13 protein-coding genes and 1 tRNA gene are annotated in these 14,440 nt (G+C 60.0%); 8 read left to right on the forward strand and 6 right to left on the reverse strand.

Translation table 11 applies throughout. The features are described 5' to 3' along the window. Nucleotides 1-163: 163 nt before the first annotated feature. Nucleotides 164-1,954 (reverse strand): ABC transporter ATP-binding protein, encoded by a 1,791-nt coding sequence (locus tag ACSQ3G_RS23170; protein WP_436111841.1) that lies wholly within the window; start codon nucleotides 1,952-1,954, stop codon nucleotides 164-166. A gap of 387 nt (nucleotides 1,955-2,341) precedes the next feature. On the opposite strand from ACSQ3G_RS23170, the gene ACSQ3G_RS23175 reads away from it, so the two are divergent. From ACSQ3G_RS23175 to ACSQ3G_RS23185, 3 genes are all read left to right on the forward strand, one after another. Beyond that, entirely contained in the window at nucleotides 2,342-3,334 is a 993-nt protein-coding gene (locus ACSQ3G_RS23175) for a UDP-glucuronic acid decarboxylase family protein (RefSeq protein ID WP_436111842.1), read from the forward strand. Between the two features lie 40 nt (nucleotides 3,335-3,374). Continuing rightward, the gene (locus ACSQ3G_RS23180) at nucleotides 3,375-4,430 is read left to right on the forward strand and encodes a glycosyltransferase family 61 protein (protein WP_436111843.1); all 1,056 of its coding nucleotides are present in this window, start codon (nucleotides 3,375-3,377) and stop codon (nucleotides 4,428-4,430) included. 396 nt (nucleotides 4,431-4,826) lie between these two features. After that, the gene (locus ACSQ3G_RS23185) at nucleotides 4,827-5,465 is read left to right on the forward strand and encodes a class I SAM-dependent methyltransferase (RefSeq protein WP_436111844.1); all 639 of its coding nucleotides are present in this window, start codon (nucleotides 4,827-4,829) and stop codon (nucleotides 5,463-5,465) included. Nucleotides 5,466-5,553: 88 nt separating this feature from the next. On the opposite strand, the gene ACSQ3G_RS23190 is transcribed toward ACSQ3G_RS23185, so the two are convergent. The 3 genes from ACSQ3G_RS23190 to ACSQ3G_RS23200 all read right to left on the reverse strand — a co-directional run bounded on the left by ACSQ3G_RS23190 (nucleotide 5,554) and on the right by ACSQ3G_RS23200 (nucleotide 8,441). Further along, nucleotides 5,554-7,293, reverse strand: a complete 1,740-nt coding sequence (locus tag ACSQ3G_RS23190) for an ABC transporter ATP-binding protein (protein WP_436111845.1) — start codon at nucleotides 7,291-7,293, stop codon at nucleotides 5,554-5,556. Nucleotides 7,294-7,744: 451 nt separating this feature from the next. Beyond that, nucleotides 7,745-8,104, reverse strand: coding sequence for a hypothetical protein (locus ACSQ3G_RS23195; protein ID WP_436111846.1), 360 nt, complete (start codon nucleotides 8,102-8,104; stop codon nucleotides 7,745-7,747). A 262-nt stretch (nucleotides 8,105-8,366) separates the two neighbouring features. Continuing rightward, nucleotides 8,367-8,441: transfer RNA gene (locus ACSQ3G_RS23200), tRNA-Thr, on the reverse strand. A gap of 152 nt (nucleotides 8,442-8,593) precedes the next feature. Between ACSQ3G_RS23200 and ACSQ3G_RS23205 the strand changes: the two genes are divergently transcribed. The 3 genes from ACSQ3G_RS23205 (at nucleotide 8,594) to ACSQ3G_RS23215 (ending at nucleotide 11,226) form a co-directional block, all read left to right on the forward strand. Then, nucleotides 8,594-8,824, forward strand: coding sequence for a hypothetical protein (locus tag ACSQ3G_RS23205; protein WP_436111847.1), 231 nt, complete (start codon nucleotides 8,594-8,596; stop codon nucleotides 8,822-8,824). A 124-nt stretch (nucleotides 8,825-8,948) separates the two neighbouring features. Next, complete coding sequence (gene murA, locus ACSQ3G_RS23210) at nucleotides 8,949-10,241, forward strand: UDP-N-acetylglucosamine 1-carboxyvinyltransferase (protein ID WP_046669444.1); 1,293 nt, start codon at nucleotides 8,949-8,951, stop codon at nucleotides 10,239-10,241. Between the two features lie 142 nt (nucleotides 10,242-10,383). Beyond that, nucleotides 10,384-11,226 carry an oxidoreductase gene (locus tag ACSQ3G_RS23215; RefSeq protein ID WP_436111848.1) on the forward strand — a complete coding sequence of 281 codons (843 nt, stop codon included), beginning with the start codon at nucleotides 10,384-10,386 and terminating at the stop codon, nucleotides 11,224-11,226. A gap of 157 nt (nucleotides 11,227-11,383) precedes the next feature. On the opposite strand, the gene ACSQ3G_RS23220 is transcribed toward ACSQ3G_RS23215, so the two are convergent. Next, nucleotides 11,384-11,857: an SRPBCC family protein gene (locus ACSQ3G_RS23220; RefSeq protein WP_436111849.1), complete on the reverse strand. Its 474-nt coding sequence runs from the start codon at nucleotides 11,855-11,857 to the stop codon at nucleotides 11,384-11,386. 39 nt (nucleotides 11,858-11,896) lie between these two features. Beyond that, nucleotides 11,897-12,766, reverse strand: coding sequence for an SDR family oxidoreductase (locus ACSQ3G_RS23225; protein WP_436111850.1), 870 nt, complete (start codon nucleotides 12,764-12,766; stop codon nucleotides 11,897-11,899). Nucleotides 12,767-12,869: 103 nt separating this feature from the next. On the opposite strand from ACSQ3G_RS23225, the gene ACSQ3G_RS23230 reads away from it, so the two are divergent. After that, nucleotides 12,870-13,760: a LysR family transcriptional regulator gene (locus ACSQ3G_RS23230; RefSeq protein WP_436111851.1), complete on the forward strand. Its 891-nt coding sequence runs from the start codon at nucleotides 12,870-12,872 to the stop codon at nucleotides 13,758-13,760. A gap of 206 nt (nucleotides 13,761-13,966) precedes the next feature. After that, a complete protein-coding gene (locus tag ACSQ3G_RS23235; protein ID WP_105427427.1) occupies nucleotides 13,967-14,401 on the forward strand; it encodes a DUF2948 family protein in 435 nt (144 codons plus the stop codon). Nucleotides 14,402-14,440 lie beyond the last annotated feature (39 nt).

The raw sequence follows: 14,440 nt of genomic DNA on the forward strand, positions 1-14,440 counted from the left end.
GCATCCACCATTCCATCGGACGAGCTGAATGCCACGTCCGCGGTCCTGAGATGCCCGGGAGACCTGCCCTCTTTTCAACAGCAAGGCAAGCTGAGTGGTTTGAGCGCTCGACGTGCCGTTGGTGGAGACAACCTGCAGACTTGACCCGCCATGGCTGGGGCTTTTATTCGAGTTCACTCTCTTCCGGGGCCTTTAGGTTGTTCAACCGGGCATACAGGCCGTCCTTGCGGTTGGCGAGCTGTTCATGGGTGCCTTCTTCGACTGCCCGTCCTTCGTGCATGACGATGATCTTATCGGCGTTGACGACGGTGGAGAGGCGATGGGCGATGACGACGACGGTTCGCCCGTGCATGGCTGAATCGAGCGCCCTTTGCACGGCGGCTTCGGATTCGTTGTCGAGCGCCGAGGTGGCTTCGTCGAGAAGCAGGATCGGTGCGTTGCGCACGAGCGCGCGTGCGATCGACAGGCGTTGCCGCTGGCCGCCGGAGAGGGTCATGCCGTGTTCGCCGACCGGTGTTTCGTAACCCGCCGGCTGCTTGAGTATGAACTCGTGGGCATGGGCAAGGCGGGCGGCCTCCTCGACTTCGGCATCGGTCGCTTCGGGCCGTCCGTAGCGGATGTTGTCGCGGATCGTTCCTTCGAACAGATAGGGTTGCTGCGTGACATAGGCGAGGCTGTGACGCAGCGAGGCCTTGGTCACATGGGCTATGTCCTGTCCGTCGATCAGGATCTGGCCTTCGGCCGGATCGTAGAAACGCGGGATCAACGAGATGATCGTCGACTTGCCGGCGCCCGACGGGCCGACCAGGGCAGTGGTCTTGCCGCCCTCCGCGATGAGGTCTACCCCCTTGAGGATCGGCTGGCCGCTGCCATAGGCGAACACGACGCCCTTCAGTTCGATCTGCGCCTTGGTGACGACAAGGTCAGGGGCGTTCGGATTTTCCCGCTGCAATGGCTGCATGTCGAGCAGATTGTAGATCATCCGGGCGTTGATGACGGATCGTTCGAGCTGCACCTGCATCCGGGCCAGCCGGCGGGCGGGGTCGTAGGCCATCAGCAAGGCCGTGATGAAGGCGAAGAAGGCGCCGGGGGCAACATCGTCATAGATCGAACGGAAGGCGGCATAACCGATCACGCTGGAGATCGCCACGCCTGCGAATGTCTCGGTAAGCGGGGCGGTGCGTTCGGACAGGCGGGCAATCCGGTTGCTCTGCCTTTCGGACGTTTCGATAATGCGCCGGACCTTGGCTTCCAGCTGCTGTTCCATGGTGAAGGCCTTGACGACGGTAATGCCCTGGATCGTTTCCTGCATGGCGCCCAGCACCTTGCTGCTGACCTCGACGGCTTCGCGCGTCACGCTACGCAGCCGCTGCGACAGGTAGCGGATCGCAAGAATGAGCGGTGGCGCCACGGCAAACACGATCAGCGAGAGAACCCAGTCCTTGGAAATCATCACGATGATCAACGACGCCAGCGTCAGCAGGTCGCGGGCGGTCGATGTGACCACCAGGTTGAGGACGTCCCTTATGCCGCCGATATTCTGGCCGATCTGCCCGGCGAGTTGGGCTGATCGCGATTCCGCGAAAAAGCCGACCGAAAGCTTCATGAGATGCGAATAGAGGCGCTGCTGATAGCGAGCGACGATATTGTTGCCGATCTTGGACAGCGTCACCGCCTGCCCGTAGGTCGCCAGGCCGCGAATGACGAAGGCTGCAAAGATCGCAAAGCAGATGACGAGGACCATGTCGGCCCGTTTGTTGGCAAAGGCCTCGTTGACGACCGACTCCATGATCCATGCCGTGAAGGCGGTGGACATGGCTGTCGCGATCAGACAGAAGATCGCAAAGGCATAACCGCGGATATGATCCCTGCCGTTTTCGGCGATCACCCGCTTGAGGACGCTGGTCACAGCGCCCGAATCCAGGTGGTTCTTCCTGCTTTTTTTGCCGCTCAATTGGGCTCCCGCTCGCCGCACCCGACGATTAAGTTCTCACATAGGCGGCGTATTAAACGCTTGCAAACCACTTTGCCAACCACGCCTCATACGATTCTGAAGACCCGTGGCCCGATCGCATCCAGGCGGCGTGTCAAACGGCATTGAATATTGGCTCTGATTCACCGTTGATGATGCTCAAGCGCCGGCCCGCTGTTGACTTTACATACGGGGCCACACGTTGCTGGAGCGCCACTGCGCCCTTCCAGCTTCCGATGCCGTGGGCCGGATCGGCAAAACGATGGTCGTCAAAGGCCTCTCTCTCGAAAACAGAAGCCACGAACATGGCAAAATAACAGGAGCTATCCAGGATTTTGACATCAAAGTGTTTCTCGGTTAGGTGGCGATATGGCTTACAAGGAAGCGGGCATGAACGCGAGAATATTGGTAACCGGTGGAGCTGGATTTCTCGGGTCGCACCTCGTCGAGCGCCTGCTTGATCGAGGACACGAGGTACTTTGTGTCGACAACTTCTTTACGGGCACTCGCGGGAATGTTGAGCATCTGATCGGCCATCCACGGTTCGAACTGATGCGCCATGACGTCTGTTTCCCGCTCTATGTCGAGGTTGACGAAATCTACAACCTTGCGTGCCCCGCATCTCCCGTTCACTATCAGCACGATCCCGTCCAGACGACCAAGACCTCCGTCCACGGCGCTATCAACATGCTCGGGCTTGCAAAGCGAGTACGGGCAAAGATTTTGCAGGCTTCGACATCTGAGGTTTATGGAGATCCCAGCATCCATCCCCAGGTCGAAGAATACTGGGGCAATGTCAATCCGATCGGAATTCGGTCCTGCTATGACGAAGGCAAGCGCTGCGCTGAGACACTGTTCTTCGATTACCGGCGCCAGCACAAGCTGCGAACGAAAGTGGTGCGGATTTTCAATACCTACGGCCCGCGTATGCATCCAAATGACGGCCGTGTCGTGTCCAACTTCATTGTCCAGGCGCTCAAGGGAGACGACATCACCATTTTCGGTCAGGGCGAGCAGACGCGCTCGTTCTGCTATCGCGACGATCTCGTGGAAGCAATGCTGAGAATGATGGCGACCGGAGACGATGTTGTCGGCCCGTTCAACATCGGAAATCCGAACGAGTTCACGATACGCGGCTTGGCGGACCTTGTACTCGAGCTGACCGGATCAAGATCGAAGTTGGTATTCCGACCGTTGCCTTCTGACGATCCGATCCAGCGTCAGCCGGACATTTCCAAGGCGAAGCAGTTTCTCGACTGGCAGCCGACAGTCGAACTGCGGGCGGGACTTGAGAAGACGATCGCCTATTTTGATGAACTACTTGGCGATGCCAAGGCTCCATTGGTTAATGAGGCGAGATGAGCTTTCTGCTGTGCTCCAATACTGATTTCCTGAGGATTTGATGTTTTATCATTTTGCCCGGCCGCAGGATAAAACCGTTTCAACGATGGGCGAGCCCACGGTGGTTACCCGCGCTCTACCAAGGAACTTCGAGGAGAAAGACGCCGGCCTGTTCAGGCCTAATCTGAGCTACGATGTCCCTGCAAGTCAGATTCTGCAGCTTGAGAACATCACCGCACGTGCCAATGGCTGGCTTTATCAAGGCCACACTTTGTTGAAGGAAAGCTTCGCCGGTGACCGCCAGCTTAGCGTTACGCGGCGTCTGAAATCGCTCGGAAAGTTATACCGGCTGCCCATCGAACGCATTTCCAAAGGCGCCTGGATCACAGACAACTGGAGCAGCAATTATTTTCACTGGCTGACGGATGCGATGCCAAGGCTCCATCTGGCGAGGGAGCAGGATCGTGACCTCCACCTGATCCTGCCCTTCTCCTTCCAATTCGTTCCCTTTGTGGAGCAGTCGCTCTTACCCTTCCGCCTTGGTTCCACGACGTTTATTCCGGAAGACAAGACTTTCGCCATTGAGAAGCTGGTGCTTCCGGCCCATGCCGCCGCGACAGGCAATTACAACGAGCGCTTGATCAGATCTGTTGCGGAGAGATACCGCCTGGCCTTTGGTACCGAGCGAAAACCGGACCGGCGTATCTATATCAGCCGCAGCAAGGCACCGGTCAGAAGGGTGCTGAATGAAGACGAGATCGCACCGGTTCTCTCCAGGCATGGTTTTGAGATAATCCATGGCGAGAGCTTGACATTCTCCGAGCAAGTGCGGCTTCTGAGCGAATGCACCATGGTTGCCGGCCCGCATGGTGCAGGCTTTGTCAACATGTTGTTCATGGCGCCGGGCGGCTCGATCCTGGAAATTCATCCGCGGGATACGAAGACCAATAATTGCTACTTCACGCTCGCCTCGGCGTTGTCGCATCCTTACCACTACATGCTGGCGGACACTGCTTCCACGCATTTGGAATCCCACCATGACAACATGACTGTCGATCCCGGAGAACTCGACAGAAATCTCGAACGTATGTGTTCCATGGCACGTGGTTCTGTCTGAAGAAGACAAATTACAATAGTCCCTGGATTTCCGGAGCGGTCGGCCGAATCGCAACTTTCAGCCTTCCGATATACAGCCTGATGAGGGCCACTCGACGATAACCTCCAGAAGCCGCGGCGTGCGTGAGTACTGCATTCTCCAGTGTTACGGTTTCCACCGGATCCTCCCCGGGGTTGGCTTCACAGGTCTCAAGGTGGAAGATATGAATGTGAGATTGCCAGCGAGCCGATTGTTCGGCTTCCTGTGCCTTATTCGGAGCAAGGAAATAACGTGTCAAGCAAAGTGAGTTTCTCGAGGCTGCTCCGATCAATCGCCGAAGAGATTTCCGACATCAGATTCCTGCTCCGGTCCGGCTCAGGGCTGAAAATCGTCCTCAAATACATGAAGTTCCGCAGAATGCGGCGCAGTATCGAGAAGAAATACAAGCCCGCCACGAAAGCCTTCGTCGCATCTGAAGTGAAGGGCCTGCAGCTTAGCAATGACTGGTTCGTCGGCCATCTTCCAATCTGGATGTGGTTGTTCGATCGCTTCGATCTCCGGAGCAGAGCCGACCTGAAGGCGCTCGAGATCGGCAGCTGGGAAGGCATGTCCGCCTTTTTCTTCCTTAAAACTCTGCCGAACGCGACGTTGACCTGCGTGGATACCTGGGCTGGTTCCGATGAACACGACAAGGAGGCGATGTCGGCCGTCGAGGGCCGGTTCAATGCGAACCTTGTAGGTCATGCCGGAAGAATGACCAAGTTCAAGGGCACATCCAACGCTTACTTCATGGAGAAGCCAAAGGACCTTGCGTTCGACTTCATTTACGTCGACGGCTCGCATCTCGCGGACGACGTGATGATGGATGCCGTGAACGGGTTTGCGGCACTCAAACCTGGCGGGATAATGGTATTCGACGACTATATCTGGGGCTACTATGCGGACGCGAACGACAATCCGGCGAATGCGGTCCACCGCTTCCTGGAAATGAAGAGGGGAAAGTTTGAACTTGTCTACCTTTTCCAGCAGGTCATCATCCGCAAGACCTCAGTATGACACCTCTATTCGTGAATGTGTCGGGCATTTGGAGTAGCCGGGTATTAGCTAACTGTCAGCCACTGGCAGCTTCAGATCCGGGTGATATCTAACGGTTCTCTTCCGGGGCCTTTAGGTTGTTCAACCGGGCATACAGGCCGTCCTTGCGGTTGGCGAGCTGTTCATGGGTGCCTTCTTCGACTGCCCGTCCTTCGTGCATGACGATGATCTTATCGGCGTTGACGACGGTGGAGAGGCGATGGGCGATGACGACGACGGTTCGCCCGTGCATGGCTGAATCGAGCGCCCTTTGCACGGCGGCTTCGGATTCGTTGTCGAGCGCCGAGGTGGCTTCGTCGAGAAGCAGGATCGGTGCGTTGCGCACGAGCGCGCGTGCGATCGACAGGCGTTGCCGCTGGCCGCCGGAGAGGGTCATGCCGTGTTCGCCGACCGGTGTTTCGTAACCCGCCGGCTGCTTGAGTATGAACTCGTGGGCATGGGCAAGGCGGGCGGCCTCCTCGACTTCGGCATCGGTCGCTTCGGGCCGTCCGTAGCGGATGTTGTCGCGGATCGTTCCTTCGAACAGATAGGGTTGCTGCGTGACATAGGCGAGGCTGTGACGCAGCGAGGCCTTGGTCACATGGGCTATGTCCTGTCCGTCGATCAGGATCTGGCCTTCGGCCGGATCGTAGAAACGCGGGATCAACGAGATGATCGTCGACTTGCCGGCGCCCGACGGGCCGACCAGGGCAGTGGTCTTGCCGCCCTCCGCGATGAGGTCTACCCCCTTGAGGATCGGCTGGCCGCTGCCATAGGCGAACACGACGCCCTTCAGTTCGATCTGCGCCTTGGTGACGACAAGGTCAGGGGCGTTCGGATTTTCCCGCTGCAATGGCTGCATGTCGAGCAGATTGTAGATCATCCGGGCGTTGATGACGGATCGTTCGAGCTGCACCTGCATCCGGGCCAGCCGGCGGGCGGGGTCGTAGGCCATCAGCAAGGCCGTGATGAAGGCGAAGAAGGCGCCGGGGGCAACATCGTCATAGATCGAACGGAAGGCGGCATAACCGATCACGCTGGAGATCGCCACGCCTGCGAATGTCTCGGTAAGCGGGGCGGTGCGTTCGGACAGGCGGGCAATCCGGTTGCTCTGCCTTTCGGACGTTTCGATAATGCGCCGGACCTTGGCTTCCAGCTGCTGTTCCATGGTGAAGGCCTTGACGACGGTAATGCCCTGGATCGTTTCCTGCATGGCGCCCAGCACCTTGCTGCTGACCTCGACGGCTTCGCGCGTCACGCTACGCAGCCGCTGCGACAGGTAGCGGATCGCAAGAATGAGCGGTGGCGCCACGGCAAACACGATCAGCGAGAGAACCCAGTCCTTGGAAATCATCACGATGATCAACGACGCCAGCGTCAGCAGGTCGCGGGCGGTCGATGTGACCACCAGGTTGAGGACGTCCCTTATGCCGCCGATATTCTGGCCGATCTGCCCGGCGAGTTGGGCTGATCGCGATTCCGCGAAAAAGCCGACCGAAAGCTTCATGAGATGCGAATAGAGGCGCTGCTGATAGCGAGCGACGATATTGTTGCCGATCTTGGACAGCGTCACCGCCTGCCCGTAGGTCGCCAGGCCGCGAATGACGAAGGCTGCAAAGATCGCAAAGCAGATGACGAGGACCATGTCGGCCCGTTTGTTGGCAAAGGCCTCGTTGACGACCGACTCCATGATCCATGCCGTGAAGGCGGTGGACATGGCTGTCGCGATCAGACAGAAGATCGCAAAGGCATAACCGCGGATATGATCCCTGCCGTTTTCGGCGATCACCCGCTTGAGGACGCTGGTCACAGCGCCCGAATCCAGGTGGTTCTTCCTGCTTTTTTTGCCGCTCAATTGGGCTCCCGCTCGCCGCACCCGACGATTAAGTTCTCACATAGGCGGCGTATTAAACGCTTGCAAACCACTTTGCCAACCACGCCTCATACGATTCTGAAGACCCGTGGCCCGATCGCATCCAGGCATGTGAGCCAGTTCGCTGCCGTTGGTAACATCGCGGTGTGATACTTATTCGGTCAATTTGCGCGGAAGGAGGCGAGATGCAGGAAGGCCTTGCCTGCCACGGCCAGGCTTCTGTGCGGCCGGTTTTTCATCACCCATCTGGTGCAGCACCGGCAAGGCCCCCGTCACGTCCACAGTCCGGCCCCGAGCATATACTCTGTTGTACAGGACCTGTGTCTGTAACGGAGGGCAGCGCGCCGACCGCGGGCTTGGCCTCACCGGCTTAGCGAAGCAATGATTGCTACACGCGTGGACAACCGGGGGCTTTGGAAATCATCACGGAATCCGGACGGCCACGGCCTCCACCGCGTTTGCCGTACCCATCGATATAATAGTACCTTCGGTTCTCAGCGTTGATGTACGGGTCGTCCAGGTATCGTGAGGCAGCGCCCAGGGCTTCACGCGGGCCGCAGCCTGAACGTTCGTATCGCCGCTCGCGGCGATCGTATCGCCGATCATAGCCATCCGGGCGCTCGATCCGCATGCCACGTTCTCCGAATTCAAATTCGAACCCTTGGGCAGTGGCAGGGGCAGGTTGAATGCTGACGCCGACAAGCAAGGCCGACATGCCCGCCAGCAATCCGAATTGTTTCGCTTTCATTGTTTCTCTCCAGCAACGGTAATAAGCCAAATTAGCAGAGCTAAAATGAACGGCAGCATAACAAGTTCCGTTCGCTCCCGGATCATCTCCTTTGGCGTTTACGCCTGATAATAGAAAGAAGAATTGCCGAGAGACGGCAATAAGCGTCTCGCCGGAGGAGGCATGGCACGTGGGGCAATTCGGGACAGGTTCTGCAACTCGTCGAGCGACGGGGAGCCGCCGATGAGAGTGTAAGTCCAAACCGCTTTTCTAGAAGGAAAAATGGTGCTGCTAGAGAGATTTGAACTCTCGGCCTCTCCCTTACCAAGGGAGTGCTCTACCCCTGAGCTATAGCAGCGTCAGCCGGCGCGAAAGACCCGCGTCGTCGGCAGCGGCCTATTGCCATAGGTTCACCGGCAGCGCAAGCCGCAAATTCCAAGTTCTTTGCCAACGAGTGGGGAAAACGTCGCTTCCGCTTTCAAGAATCCCGCTTTTTGAGTATGGAGAGCCATGGCGAATGATGAAGAACGGCACGATCCAGAAGGCGCAGATATCGGCGAAGGCCGCGGCGACCGGGCTCGCAAGGCGGCTCAAGCGCGCGAGGCGCAGCGCAATGCAAAGGCTGCGGCCAAACTTCGCGAGAACCTGATGCGCCGCAAGACCCAGGCGCGGGCGCGCCGGGCGGGCGAGGAGGATTCGACCGAAGGGCTGCCTGCCGCAAAAACGGACGAATCATCATAGCTTATGCGCCGGGACGGGACAGCGGGCAGGCTATTGCGGCGGGCCATTTCAGCAATCATTGAAGCAGCGGCGGATTTCGTCTAAGGACGCCACCTTTCGCGCTCAGAAGGAAGAGTTACAACTTATGGATCGCATCAGAATTGTGGGCGGCAACGAACTCAAGGGCACCATTCCGATCTCGGGAGCGAAAAACGCCGCTCTGCCGCTGATGATCGCTTCCCTTCTGACGAGCGATACGCTGACGCTCGAAAACGTGCCGCATCTGGCCGACGTGGAACAGCTCCTGCGCATCCTCGGCAATCATGGCGTCGATGTCGCCGTCAATGGCCGCCGCGAGCGTCAGGAAGAGAGTTATTCCCGCACCATCAACTTCACCTGCCGCACCATCGTCGATACGACCGCTCCCTATGAGCTGGTCTCGAAGATGCGGGCGAGCTTCTGGGTCATCGGGCCGCTGCTCGCGCGCGAAGGCCAGGCGCGCGTTTCCCTGCCGGGCGGCTGCGCCATCGGCACGCGTCCTGTGGATCTCTTCCTCGAAGGCCTGCAGGCGCTCGGCGCCACCCTGGAGGTCGACGGCGGTTATGTGAACGCCACGGCGCCGAAGGGCGGCCTGATCGGCGCCCGCTACGTCTTCCCGAAAGTGTCGGTCGGCGCGACGCACGTGATGATGATGGCGGCGACGCTTGCCCGCGGCACAACGGTGATCGAAAACGCCGCACGCGAGCCGGAGGTCGTCGATCTCGCAAAGTGCCTGACCGCCATGGGCGCCAAGATTTCCGGCGCCGGCACCCAGACGATCACCATCGAGGGCGTCACCTCGCTCTCGGGCGCGCGCCATCGGGTTCTGCCGGATCGCATCGAGACCGGTACCTATGCCATGGCGGTTGCGATGGCCGGCGGCGATGTCGTGCTCGAGGGCACCGAAGCTTCGCTGCTCGACAACGCTCTCGACACGCTGCGGCTGGCCGGCGCCCATATCACCGAGACGGAAAGCGGGCTGCGCGTCGTGCGCAACGGCAACGGCATCCAGCCGGTCGATATCACCACCGAGCCGTTCCCGGGTTTCCCGACCGACCTGCAGGCGCAGTTCATGGCGCTGATGACCCGGTCTTCCGGTGTCTCGAACATTACCGAGACCATTTTCGAGAACCGCTTCATGCACGTGCAGGAACTTGCCCGCCTCGGCGCCAGGATCTCGCTCTCCGGGCAGAAGGCCCGGGTCGAAGGCGTGACGCGCCTGAAGGGCGCCCCGGTCATGGCAACCGACCTGCGCGCTTCCGTCTCGCTGGTCATCGCCGGCCTTGCCGCCGAAGGCGAGACCATGGTCAGCCGCGTCTATCACCTCGACCGCGGTTTCGAACGGCTGGAAGAAAAGCTCACCCGCTGCGGCGCCGTGGTCGAACGCGTCAGCGACTGATCGATCCGCAAGGCTGATATTTTGCAAAGGACGGTCGGGGCATTGCCCTTGCCGTCCTTTTTTTGCGTTTCTATCTCTTTGAGACGTCCATCCCTTTCCCGCCTCATATTGTTTGATCCGGCACACCACGGAGATTTTCCCCATGACCCATACTCAAGCCCCCGTCTGGTTCATCACCGGCTGCTCCACCGGCTTTGGCCGCGAACTCGCCAAGCTGACGATCGAGCGCGGCTGGCCGACCGTCGTCACCGCCCGCGGCAAGGATCGCGTCGCCGATCTGGCCGACGACAAGGAACATGTCCTGGCGCTCGATCTCGACGTGACAGACATGAAGCAGATTGCCGATGCGGTTTCGGCCGCCGAAGAGAAGTTCGGCCGCATCGACGTGCTGGTCAACAATGCCGGCTACGGTTATCAGGCGTCGGTCGAGGAAGGCGAGGAGGACGAGATCCGCGCGATGTTCGACGCCAACGTCTTCGGCCTGTTCGCCATGACCCGCGCCGTGCTGCCGGGCATGCGGGCGCAGCGCAAGGGCCACATCCTCAATATCACCTCGATGGCCGGTTTCATGGGCCTTGCGAGCTCCGGCTATTATGCGGCGAGCAAACATGCGGTCGAAGGTTTTTCCGATGCGCTCGCCCATGAAGGCGCGCCGCTCGGCATCAAGGTCACCTGCGTCGAGCCTGGTCCGTTCCGCACCGACTGGGCCGGCCGCTCCCTAAAGCAGACGCCGAGCAGGATCGCCGACTATGCCGAGACCGCCGCCGCCCGCATGGGCGCAACCTCCGGCTATAGCGGCCGCCAGCCGGGCGATCCGGTGCGCGCCGGCGAGGCGATGATCGCCGCGACCGAAGCGGATCAGGCGCCCCGCCACCTGGTATTGGGGGCCATCTGCTATAACGCCGTCACCCAGAAGCTGAAGGAGCGCTTGACCCAGATCGAACTATGGGAGGAAATCAGCCTTTCAGCCGATTTTCCCAGCTGAATGCCGGTGGGGGGGTGCTGGCGACCTATCGATTGACGTTACCGAGATCGAAAGCGTGGCGGGATGCGTCGGGAGGGACTTGGTCGTCATTTGGTTCACTCGCAACGCAGGGCGCCTCGCTGAGAGGCGGCCCTGCTGTTTGCATCTCTGGTGATGACTAGAGCCTTCCCTCCGTGAGCAGCTCGCGGGTCCGCTTCAGCGTCGACAGCAGAGCGGACTTGTAGCCATTATCGCTGTCGAACTGCGCCTGTTCGGCCTGTTCCTCTGGGCCGTTCGGTTCCTTGCCGCGCAGGCCGAGGTAGCAGTAGAACCGAAGCCGCAGTGCGCCGGCTTCATCCTCGAACAGTTCGTTGATGATGGCGCCTTCGCGCGGACCGGTTGCCTGGAAGAACGTGACCTTGCTCTGCGGTTCAAGGGTGATGATTTCACGAAGGTCGGAGCCGGCGATGGTGGCTTCGCGCACGAAGTGGGTCGCGCTTTCTTCCACGACATCGCAGCGGGTGCAGAGACCGGGTGGGAGGAACAGGCGCGCATCGCGCGCCTTTAGTTCCAGGCCTTTCCAGATCTGCTCGCGGGTGAGCTTTGTTTCGCCTTCCGGATTTACCGGGACGATGGCGGTCGAATAGATCATGACGATGGTCCTTGTTTTGACATTGTGGGACGGCCTGCCTCAGGCAGCAGCCGCGGTTTCCGTGGCGAAGTTGCGATAGGAGCGGAGCGGTCGGCCGAGGAGCGTTGTCAGGCGCTCGACGTCGCCGCCTTCGGGCAGCATGCCGTCGGTCAGGAAGCGTTCGCCCATCATGCGCATGTCATAGGCCATCCATTGCGGCATGAACTGCTTGAGGTTCTGCTCGAAGGCTGCCGTATCGTCACCGCCATAGCTGATCGGGCGGGCAAGAACGTCCGACCAGATGGTGGCGATGTCCGTTCCCGTGAGTGTGTCGGGACCGACGAGGTTGATGCGGTTGAGTGGAAGCGGCTGTGCAGCCTGTTCGCGACGCAGCAGCTCAAGGGCGGCGATTTCGGCGATGTCACGCACGTCGATCATCGCAAGCCCCTTGTCGCCGACCGGCATCGAATAGACGCCGTAGCCGGTGATGACGTCCTTGATCATCAGGTCGTTCTGGATGAAGTAGGCCGGGCGCAGGATCGTAGCCTTGAAGTCCATCTGCTCGATCATTCGTTCGACGCCGAACTTGCCCGCAAAATGCGGCACGTTCACGTAGACGTCGGCGTGGATCACCGACAGGTAGACGATCCGCTCGATGCCGGCCGACCTGGCGACGTTCAGCGCGACCAGCGCTTGGGTGAATTCGTCCGGCACCACTGCGTTCAAGAGGAACAATGTGGAAACTCCAGACATGGCGTTTCGCAGTGAATCGATATCGAGGAAGTCGCCCTGCACAACGTTGACGCCCGCCGGGAAAACGGCTTTCGAGGGGTCCCGGACAAGAGCGCGGACATCAGCGCCGCGCTTGACGAGGTGTTCGACGATCTGGCTGCCAACATTGCCTGTGGCGCCGGTAACGAGAATGGTCATGATATTTCTCCGTGTTGGTTACTTGACACGCCGAATATGTGTGATCCACTAGCAGCCCAATAGACGGAAATTTTAGACGCACCGTCTCGCTGGTGGGACACATATGGACCTTCTTGCCCTCGCCGATTTTAATCTCGTGGCCCGCCACGGCGGCTTCGGCAAAGCGGCAAGGGCCACCGGTCGGCCCAAGGCAACCCTGTCCCGCCGCGTTGGAGAACTGGAAAGCAGCCTTGGCCTGCGCCTGTTCGAGCGGGGCGTGCGTGACCTGAAGCTCACCGAAGAAGGACGTGCGCTCTTCGAGCGGACGGCGAGGCTGCTCTCCGAACTCGACGAGACGGCTTCGGCGATTGCTTCGGGTGGCCAGACGCCCAAGGGGAAGTTGCGCATCAGCGCGCCGGCGCTTTTCTCCCAGAGCGCGATGGGCAAGATTGCGGCGGGATTTGCCCTTAAATATCCGGAGGTGCGGCTGGAGGTGACGACCGAGGATCGGCCTGTGGACATGATCGAGGAAGGCTACGATCTGGTCATCCGGGTCAATCCGGATCCCGACGAAAACCTGGTCGGGCGGGCGTTTCTGCGCGACCGCCTGGTCGTCGTGGCGAGCCCTGACCTTCCTCGCCCGGCCGCCGACTCACCAGCGCCGGGTGTCATACGCGGCGCCGGCGATCGACAGACCTGGAATGTCGCGACATCAAAAGGGTCTGCGAAGATCACCATCGAGCCCGTCCTTTCTCTGTCGTCGCTGATCATGGTGCGGGATGCGGTCCGGGCAGGCGTTGGCGCCGCACGTTTGCCGATCTCGCTGGTGAGCCACGATCTGGCCAACGGCACCTTGCTGCACTGGGGGAATATAGAGGGATCGGAGATCGCATTATGGGCGCTCTACCCATCCCGGCGACTGCTCAGTGCTCGCGTGTCGGCTTTCCTGGAGTTTCTCAAGCAGTCCTTCCCAAATGGGACGCCGGACGAACTCGCCGCCTATATCGGCAGGTGATGACCGGACCGGCTCTCGGCCGTAGAAAGGCCTGAGCAATGCCCCGTCTGCCCCATTCCCCTCTTCAACCGTGCCGACACATCCGTCGGTGCGGATAAAGCTACGTTCTGTCTTGCGCTCCGCCGTTGCTTCTTGCCTCGCCACATCCTATCTCAAGTCCAGGAACTTTCGCGTGAATACGCGCCTCTGGATGGATATTGGAAGCGATGACCGACTTGAAGCTGCTGGCCCTTGATACGGACGACCTGGGCGTCATTTCCGCCCATATGCAGGATGCGGTCTTCAAGGTGGGCGACGTGCGCTGGTCGCAGCCCGAGCGCAACTTCTCGCTCGCGGCCAACCGCTTCGTCTGGGAGAATGCCGCGGCCAAGCAGCGCAAGGGGTTCGAACGCCGCCGGGCGGCGATCGTCTTCAAGCGGGTCGAGGCGGTGCGCTCGACCGGCATCAACCGCGGCCGCCAGGATGAAGTCCTGTCGCTGCTGGCGATCACCTTTTCGCAGAAGGGCGACGGCCCGGAAGGCACGATCGAACTGGTGCTTTCCGGTAAATCGACGATTGCGCTCGACGTCGAATGCATCGAAGTTGCTCTTGCGGATGTCGGCGGCGCATGGGAAACGGCGTCCAAGCCCCGTCATCCCTGATCTGGCCCCGTTTGTCCGAACAGCCCGACCGGGATAACA

The sequence above is a fragment of the Neorhizobium tomejilense genome (assembly GCF_964254135.1).
GTDB lineage: Bacteria > Pseudomonadota > Alphaproteobacteria > Rhizobiales > Rhizobiaceae > Neorhizobium > Neorhizobium tomejilense.

What these genes read in the sequence shown, in the direction of transcription:
- ACSQ3G_RS23195 (WP_436111846.1), bottom strand. Translation starts at nt 8,104, where the DNA reads ATGAAAGCGAAACAATTCGGATTGCTGGCGGGCATGTCGGCCTTGCTT.
- ACSQ3G_RS23205 (WP_436111847.1), top strand. Translation starts at nt 8,594, where the DNA reads ATGGCGAATGATGAAGAACGGCACGATCCAGAAGGCGCAGATATCGGC.
- ACSQ3G_RS23235 (WP_105427427.1), top strand. Translation starts at nt 13,967, where the DNA reads ATGACCGACTTGAAGCTGCTGGCCCTTGATACGGACGACCTGGGCGTC.
- ACSQ3G_RS23175 (WP_436111842.1), top strand. Translation starts at nt 2,342, where the DNA reads ATGGCTTACAAGGAAGCGGGCATGAACGCGAGAATATTGGTAACCGGT.
- ACSQ3G_RS23225 (WP_436111850.1), bottom strand. Translation starts at nt 12,766, where the DNA reads ATGACCATTCTCGTTACCGGCGCCACAGGCAATGTTGGCAGCCAGATC.
- ACSQ3G_RS23220 (WP_436111849.1), bottom strand. Translation starts at nt 11,857, where the DNA reads ATGATCTATTCGACCGCCATCGTCCCGGTAAATCCGGAAGGCGAAACA.
- ACSQ3G_RS23230 (WP_436111851.1), top strand. Translation starts at nt 12,870, where the DNA reads ATGGACCTTCTTGCCCTCGCCGATTTTAATCTCGTGGCCCGCCACGGC.
- murA (WP_046669444.1), top strand. Translation starts at nt 8,949, where the DNA reads ATGGATCGCATCAGAATTGTGGGCGGCAACGAACTCAAGGGCACCATT.
- ACSQ3G_RS23215 (WP_436111848.1), top strand. Translation starts at nt 10,384, where the DNA reads ATGACCCATACTCAAGCCCCCGTCTGGTTCATCACCGGCTGCTCCACC.
- ACSQ3G_RS23180 (WP_436111843.1), top strand. Translation starts at nt 3,375, where the DNA reads ATGTTTTATCATTTTGCCCGGCCGCAGGATAAAACCGTTTCAACGATG.
- ACSQ3G_RS23185 (WP_436111844.1), top strand. Translation starts at nt 4,827, where the DNA reads ATGCGGCGCAGTATCGAGAAGAAATACAAGCCCGCCACGAAAGCCTTC.